Below are 6,460 nucleotides of genomic sequence, written 5' to 3'. Positions count from 1 at the left end.
CCTACGGTACGTACCTATTCGGTACGCGTACGGGAGCCGGAATTCACCGACCTGGTCTCGACCCGGGTTCCTCAACGGTCGAATGGGACCCGGATTTTCCCCCGTACAGATGACTCACCCTTGCACAACTTCCTCACGGCCAACAAGGCACCCGTGGGACATCGACAGCTTTGAAAGAAAGTCAGAAACCGAGCTCACGCACGACATTCGCACCGGCATTCGAGAATGCGAGCGCCCCGTGTGAAGCGCGCGCACGCGTCGACCCGGCGCGCACGCTCCCGGCCCGCGCGCCGGGGTAGTCCACTGGGAACCGGCCCTTCTCCAAGGCCCCGCGCGGGACGGCGGCTCTTCCGTGCGAGAACCGGCCGCCGACCCCGTTCCTCCCGCCCTCGGTCGGCGGCCCCGGGGGCGGGGCGACTTCCCCATACGGCCCCGGCCCCGGGCGGGGACCGGGGCCGCGTGGGGTCAGATCTGCCAGGAGCGGAGCCGGTCGGCCGCGCCGTACACGTCCGTCTTGCCGGACATCAGGTCGCGGGCCAGGTCCACCAGGGCGCCGTAGGGCGGGTCGATGCCGACGCCACTGACGAACATGTAGGCCACGGCGGTCGCGCAGGCGAACCGGGCGTTGGCCGCGGGCAGCGGCTTGAGCAGGGTGAGGGTGTGCAACAGGGCGGCGGCCCGCCAGGCCGGGTCGGAGTTCACGCCGAGGCGGGGCGGGTCGACGCGGTGCCGGGCGACGGCGGCGACGAGCGCGGAGAAGTCGTCGACGGTGGGCTGGTCCGGCAGCACTTCCTCGTGGCGCTGGAGCAGCCAGGGCACGTCGATGTGAAGGACGGGCGGCATCACTCAGGCTGCCTCGCCCTTCGTGGGCGGTTCGTCGTCCGGGAACGCGGCCGCGAACTCGTCGGCGTGCGCCGTGAAGAAGCGGCGGAAGGCCTCCGCCCCCTCCTGCAGTGCCCGGTGCCGGGCGATGTCCGCCGCGGCGGCCTCGCGCACGAGGGCCTTCATCGACGTACCGCGCTCCTTGGCGATCTGTCGCAGGTCCTCTAGCTCACGCTCACTGAACTCCACATTGAGAGCTGGCATGCACCACACGGTACCGCGCGGGTACTCACGCGTAAATACCCGCAGGTCAACCCCCACTCGCTGCGGTACCCCCCGCGGTCCAGCGCCATGTCCGATTCCCGCCGGTGACGCGGCCGGCCGGGCAGCAGACTCGTAGGCACGCAAGCGGAAGGAACCTCCGATGACCGTGTACACCCGTCACGACAGCCCGCTCGGCGAACTCCTCCTGACCGGCGAGGAGTCGCCCGACGGCGTCACCCTTACCTCCCTGTCCGTGCCGGGGCAGCGCGGCGCCCCCGCCGTCCTGCCGCACTGGCGGCGCGACGACCGCGCGTTCGCCGGACCGGTCCGTCAGCTGGACGCCTACTTCGCGGGGCGGCTCACCCGGTTCGAACTGCCGCTCGCCGCCGCGGGCACCGACTTCCAGCGGCGGGTGTGGCAGGCGCTGGACGAGATCCCGTACGGCACCACGACCACCTACGGCGCGCTGGCCGAACGGCTGGGCGTGCCGCGGGCCGAGGTCCGGGCCGTCGGCGCGGCAGTGGGCGCCAACCCTCTGCTGCTGGTCCGCCCCTGCCACCGGGTGATCGGCGCGGACGGCTCGATGCGCGGCTACGCGGGCGGCGTCGAGCGCAAGGTGCGGCTGCTCACGCACGAGGGCGCGCTGCAGCCGGCCCTCCTGTGACGGAGGGAGCCGCCATGCCGCTCACCCCCGCCCTGGCCCGCCGCCGTGCCGCCGCCACCGACTGGGCCGCGCTGGCCGAGGAACTGGACGTGCACGGCAGCGCCCCCACGGCACCGCTGCTGACACCCGCCGAGTGCCACGAGCTGGCCGCCCTGTACGAGAAGCCGGACCTGTTCCGCACCACGGTCGACCTGGCCCGGCACCGGTTCGGCTCCGGCGAGTACCGCTACTTCACCCACGACCTGCCCGCCCCGGTGGCCGCGCTGCGCGCCGCGCTCTACCCGCGACTGCTGCCCGTCGCCCGCGACTGGGCGGCGCGCCTGGGCCGCCCGGCTCCCTGGCCGGACACTCTCGACGACTGGCTGACCCGCTGTCACGCGGCCGGCCAGGATCGCTCGGCGCAGATTCTGCTGAGCTACGGCCCCGGCGACTGGAACGCCCTGCACCGCGACGTGTTCGGCGACCTCGTCTTCCCGCTTCAGGTGGTCGTCGCCCTCGACGCGTACGGCACCGACTACACGGGCGGCGAGTTCCTGATGGTCGAGCAGCGGCCGCGGGCCCAGTCCCGGGGCACCGCGACCGCCCTGCGGCAGGGCCACGGTCTGGTCTTCACCACCCGCGACCGCCCGGTCCGCACCCGCCGGGGCTGGTCCGCCGGAGCGATGCGGCACGGCGTGAGCACCGTACGCTCCGGCCGGCGCCGGACGTTGGGCCTGGTGTTCCACGACGCGTCCTAGCGTTGGGAGAGGACCGCGAAGTCGATCTTCTCGTCCACGTCGGCGCGGAACTCGATGCGGAAGCGCCGGCCGGCTTCCATCGGGTCGAGGACCGTTTTCCACTGGGAGTAGACCAGTCGCGTCCATTCCCCGTCGCACGGCGGGTGGCCGCCGTCGTCGGTCTCGCCGCACACCCGCGCCTCCACGGGCGAGGAGGCGTCGCTGGTCTGCTCGATCGCCTCGTAGTCGCAGGTGGGGCTGCCGTAGTAGGGCCCGATCGCGTTGACACCCCCGCCGGGGATCTCGATCGAGGCGACCTCGATGTGCCGGAAGCAGGGGGACGGCCCCTGCGCCCGGGGCGACGGAGTGTGCGTCGGTGCGGGCGTGGACGGCGCGGGCACCGTCGCGCGGGACGACGGAGTCGAGCTCGGTTCGTCGGCTGCTCTGGTGGGAGCGGCCGTGGGTGTGGGGGTGGGTGTCGGTGTGGACGTGGGCGGGGGTGTGGGAGCCGGCCGGGTGTCGCCCGTGCACGGCGTTCCGCCCTTCAGGAGGGTCGCGATCCCCGGACCGGAGACGATCGAGATCTTCAGGACGCGGTCCCCCATGTGACTGATGTCGGTGTCCACCACCCTCGCGTCCTTGACGCACACATGCGGCCGGTCCCGGTCCGAGACGGTGTAGATGTCCCAGACCCGCTCCCCTCCCCGTGGGTGCTGGACCGCGACGGTGAGGCCGTGCGGCCCGTCCTTCGTCTCCTTTCTGTGCTTGGTCAGTCCGATGTCGAGCGAGAACTCTCCGACCGTGGTGACGATCGACGACTTCCGGGACACGGTGAAGTTCCCCTGGTCGTCGATCGAGAACGACACGGGCAGCCCGAGCGGCTGCCAGGAGACCTTGGCGCCGACGCCGACGCCGCTGCCTCTGCCGCAGGACGTCACCGTCACCCACACCAGCAGTGCCGCACCCAGCACCACCCAGAAACGGATACTCACGGTCCCCCCCAACCGCCACTCCCCCGTGGCTGTCAGCCCGCCCCACCGATCAACTCACCAGGCTGGACGCCCATCCCGACCGAAAAGTTCCGCCAAGACCGCTTTGGCGGTCAATCGATCGGGATCGGACAGAAAGCGGCTCACCCTGATCCGCCACGAACGACGCCATCCAGGCGAGGGCCGCGTTCCAGTTGACGGCCGTCTCGTTCGTCGACCAGGACTGGATGTCGTCGATGTAGCAGAACTGGCCGACACAGCCGTGCAGTTCGGCCTGTGCGTAGGGGTCCTGAATGCTGGAGTTGGCGCCCCCGGCGAGGGTTCCCGCGGGCGGGTTCGGCAGGTTCGGGTCGAGCTCGTGGGCGTACCAACGGCTGTGCTGGTTGTGGGAGGCGACCTCGCCGTAGCCGGTGACGTACGAGATGTTCAGGGCGTTGCGGCCGAGGAGGTAGTCCATGCTCTGGACCGCGCCGTCGCGGTACTCGGTGGCGCCGGTGAGGTCGTAGGCGGCGGCGATGACGTGCGCGTTGTTCAGGATCTGGGCGTTGGAGCCCCAGTCGTAGAGGTGGTCGGGGGGCGCGTACGGCATACCGTAGGGCTGTGAGCGCAGCGTGGACAGGTAGGTGTCGGCGGCCTCGATCACCGACCGGCGGACCTCGTCCCGGCCGGGCAGATGGTTCGGGACCAGGGCCAGGTCCAGCCGGCCGGCCGCCGCCGTGCGGCCCCAGTCGAAGCCGAGCGGGCCGAAGATGTCGGCCTTGTGTACCGGGGAGGCGAGGACGCTGTCGGCGAACTGCCGCTCCCCCGTGGTGAGATACAGCTCGGCCGCCGCCCAGTAGAACTCGTCCGTCGCGTCGGTGTCGGGGTAGGCGCCGCCGCCGGTGCCGTCGGCCGGGTCCGGGTACGTCGCGGGGTGGGCGCGGGCCGCCGCCCAGGCCTTGCGGGCGGCCGCGAGAGCCCGGTCCGCGAAGGCGCGGTCGTAGGGGCGGTAGAGGCGGGCCGCCTGCGCGGCCGTGGCCGCCAGGTTGAGGGTGGCCTGGGTGGTCGGGGCGTGCAGCTCACGTTGCTGCGGGTCGTCGCTGGGCAGCAGCGGCAGGCCGGTCCACTGCGCGTCGTGGATCTTGCCGTGCGCCATGCCGGCCAGCGGCCGCCCGTCCGGGACCTGCATCTTCAGCAGGAACTCCAGCTCCCAGCGGGCCTCGTCCAGGATGTCGGGCACCTTGTTGCCGCTCTCGGGGAGGGCGAGGGTGCGGTCGCCCAGCCGGGCCGGCCGCCCGGTGCGGGCCGGCAGGGAGCGTTCGTAGGTGCTCAGCAACTCCCAGGTGGAGATACCCCCGTTGACCACGTACTTGCCGTGGTCGCCGGCGTCGTACCAGCCGCCGGTGACGTCGAGGGTGTAGTCGCACGCGCCCGGTTGGCAGGGCACCTGCGTGTCGCCCTTGTTGGGAGCCACGCCCACGTGACCGGCGGGCCTGCCGTAGCCGGGCCGGAGCGCGTCGCGGATCTCGATGCCGCTGCGCTGTGTGTAGTAGTACTTCAGCGAGTCGAGGCGCAGCCGCTCGTAGGCGCGGGTTCCGATGGCGAAGGGGTGGCTCGTCTCGCCGTCGGCGACCAGCGTGAAGTCCTCGCCGCGCCCGCGGTACGCGCCGAAGTCGATGGAGTGGACGTTCTGCCCGGAGGAGGCGTCGGTGCCGCGCGGGTCCGTCCAGCCATGGGCGACCGTCGTGCCGTCGGCGTCCCTCAGCCGCCAGGGCAGCCTGGTCGTGGCCGCGGTGACCAGGGTGGCGTTCTTCGGCCCGGACGGCAGGTAGGCGACCTGGTTCACCCTGACCCGCGGCCCGGTGTCCGGCTCGTACACGTCCGGCGGCACCCCGCCGAGCAGCGACACGTCGTCCAGGCAGAACCGCCAGGCGTCGACGCCGCCCCCGACCTGGAAGGCGACCTGGGCCCGCGCGGTGTCGACGGGCGAGGTGAAGGTGGCGGTGTAGCGGTCACCCGCGGCGCTCAGCTGCGGGCCGACCTCGTACCAGGTGTCGTACGGCGCCACCTGCAGCCCGACGATCGCCCGCACCACATGTCCCTCGGGCGCGCCGGACGCCGTGAACGCGAACTTGTACGACTCCCCCTTGACCAGCGTGATGTCGTTCTGCCCGACGGCGGCGTCCCAGCGGTTCGTCGTGCCGCCCGGTACGTCGGCGCACAGTCGTCCGTCGCTCGGGCCCGCGGTGACGTTGCTCGTCGTCCACCAAGGGGCGGTGCCGGTGTCGAAGGTGCCGTTCTTGATCTGCTCGACCTCGTCGGCGCCGGCCGGGGCGGCCGGCAGGGCGGTGAACGCCGCCGCGAGGAGGGCCGTCACGGCGAGCAGGGCGATTCTGGGTCGGTGCATGTCGGTGCTCCTCGGAAGTCGGGCTCCCGGATCAGTGGGAGCGCTCCCATGCTCGGTCCAGGTCATGGTGTTCGAGACATGACATCCCGTCAACGGTCCGAACGGGACGGAATCGAGGAGCACCGCATTCCCGTCCGGACCGCTGACTCATTCCTTTCGGAGCGCTGACCCATTCCCGTCGGATCGCCGGCGCGCACCCGCGCCCTGGTCCGCCGGGCAGGACCTAGACCTCCAACCTGCTGATCCGCACCGCCCCCTGCGCCTCACCCGGGTGCGCGCTCGTCAGGGTCAGCCGGATCCGGGAGCCGCTCGCCGGGGCGAAGGTGATCAGCGTCGGGGCGTCCGAGGCCGTGGCCCAGTCCACGCTCGCGCCCCGCACCGGCACGTAGGTGTGCCCGTCCCCCACCGCGACCTCGACCGACGCGGGCAGCGTGTGCGTCGCGTCCACCGTGAAGGAGACCGCCACCCGGTCGAAGGAGCGGGTACGGCCGAAGTCGACCGAGACCCAGTCCTTCGGGCGGGCTCCGTCGAAGGCGGGCAGCAGGGCCGTCGCCGACTTGGCGAAGGCGTTGGACCAGCCGGTCGCCGTGTCGCCGTCCAGCATGGCGGCGGGCAGGGT

At 72.1% G+C, this 6,460-nt stretch carries 6 protein-coding genes and 1 pseudogene; 2 read left to right on the top strand and 5 right to left on the bottom strand.

Features of this window, described 5'->3' with window-relative positions:
- Positions 1 to 465: 465 nt before the first annotated feature.
- Together IPZ69_RS46125 and IPZ69_RS46120 are read right to left on the bottom strand one after the other, a co-directional pair.
- A complete protein-coding gene (locus IPZ69_RS46125) occupies positions 466 to 843 on the bottom strand; it encodes a toxin Doc (protein ID WP_235460908.1) in 378 nt (125 codons plus the stop codon).
- Positions 844 to 846: 3 nt separating this feature from the next.
- Positions 847 to 1,086 carry a hypothetical protein gene (locus tag IPZ69_RS46120; RefSeq protein WP_235460907.1) on the bottom strand — a complete coding sequence of 80 codons (240 nt, stop codon included), beginning with the start codon at positions 1,084 to 1,086 and terminating at the stop codon, positions 847 to 849.
- A gap of 160 nt (positions 1,087 to 1,246) precedes the next feature.
- Here IPZ69_RS46120 and IPZ69_RS46115 point away from each other — a divergent pair, with 160 nt between their 5' ends.
- Positions 1,247 to 1,750 carry a methylated-DNA--[protein]-cysteine S-methyltransferase gene (locus tag IPZ69_RS46115; protein ID WP_235460906.1) on the top strand — a complete coding sequence of 168 codons (504 nt, stop codon included), beginning with the start codon at positions 1,247 to 1,249 and terminating at the stop codon, positions 1,748 to 1,750.
- A gap of 14 nt (positions 1,751 to 1,764) precedes the next feature.
- On the top strand, positions 1,765 to 2,487 hold the full coding sequence (locus tag IPZ69_RS46110) for a 2OG-Fe(II) oxygenase (protein WP_235460905.1): 723 nt from the start codon (positions 1,765 to 1,767) through the stop codon (positions 2,485 to 2,487).
- Here IPZ69_RS46110 and IPZ69_RS46105 read toward each other — a convergent pair.
- From IPZ69_RS46105 to IPZ69_RS46095, 3 genes and pseudogenes are all read right to left on the bottom strand, one after another.
- Complete coding sequence (locus IPZ69_RS46105; protein WP_235460904.1) at positions 2,484 to 3,458, bottom strand: hypothetical protein; 975 nt, start codon at positions 3,456 to 3,458, stop codon at positions 2,484 to 2,486. The genes IPZ69_RS46110 and IPZ69_RS46105 overlap by 4 nt on opposite strands.
- A gap of 142 nt (positions 3,459 to 3,600) precedes the next feature.
- Positions 3,601 to 5,841: pseudogene (locus IPZ69_RS46100) on the bottom strand (glycoside hydrolase family 9 protein); the annotation flags it as partial.
- Positions 5,842 to 6,064: 223 nt separating this feature from the next.
- On the bottom strand, positions 6,065 to 6,460 hold a 396-nt coding region (locus IPZ69_RS46095; protein ID WP_235460903.1), incomplete at its 5' end, for a discoidin domain-containing protein.

The organism is Streptomyces olivochromogenes, assembly GCF_021538895.1.
GTDB lineage: Bacteria > Actinomycetota > Actinomycetes > Streptomycetales > Streptomycetaceae > Streptomyces > Streptomyces olivochromogenes_A.
Note: the sequence above shows the minus strand (reverse complement) of the source record. Positions and strands in the feature narration are given on the sequence as shown.

Bases quoted from the DNA above. Each gene is read 5' to 3' on its own strand.
- IPZ69_RS46115 (WP_235460906.1), top strand. From the start codon at position 1,247: ATGACCGTGTACACCCGTCACGACAGCCCGCTCGGCGAACTCCTCCTG.
- IPZ69_RS46120 (WP_235460907.1), bottom strand. From the start codon at position 1,086: ATGCCAGCTCTCAATGTGGAGTTCAGTGAGCGTGAGCTAGAGGACCTG.
- IPZ69_RS46110 (WP_235460905.1), top strand. From the start codon at position 1,765: ATGCCGCTCACCCCCGCCCTGGCCCGCCGCCGTGCCGCCGCCACCGAC.
- IPZ69_RS46125 (WP_235460908.1), bottom strand. From the start codon at position 843: ATGCCGCCCGTCCTTCACATCGACGTGCCCTGGCTGCTCCAGCGCCAC.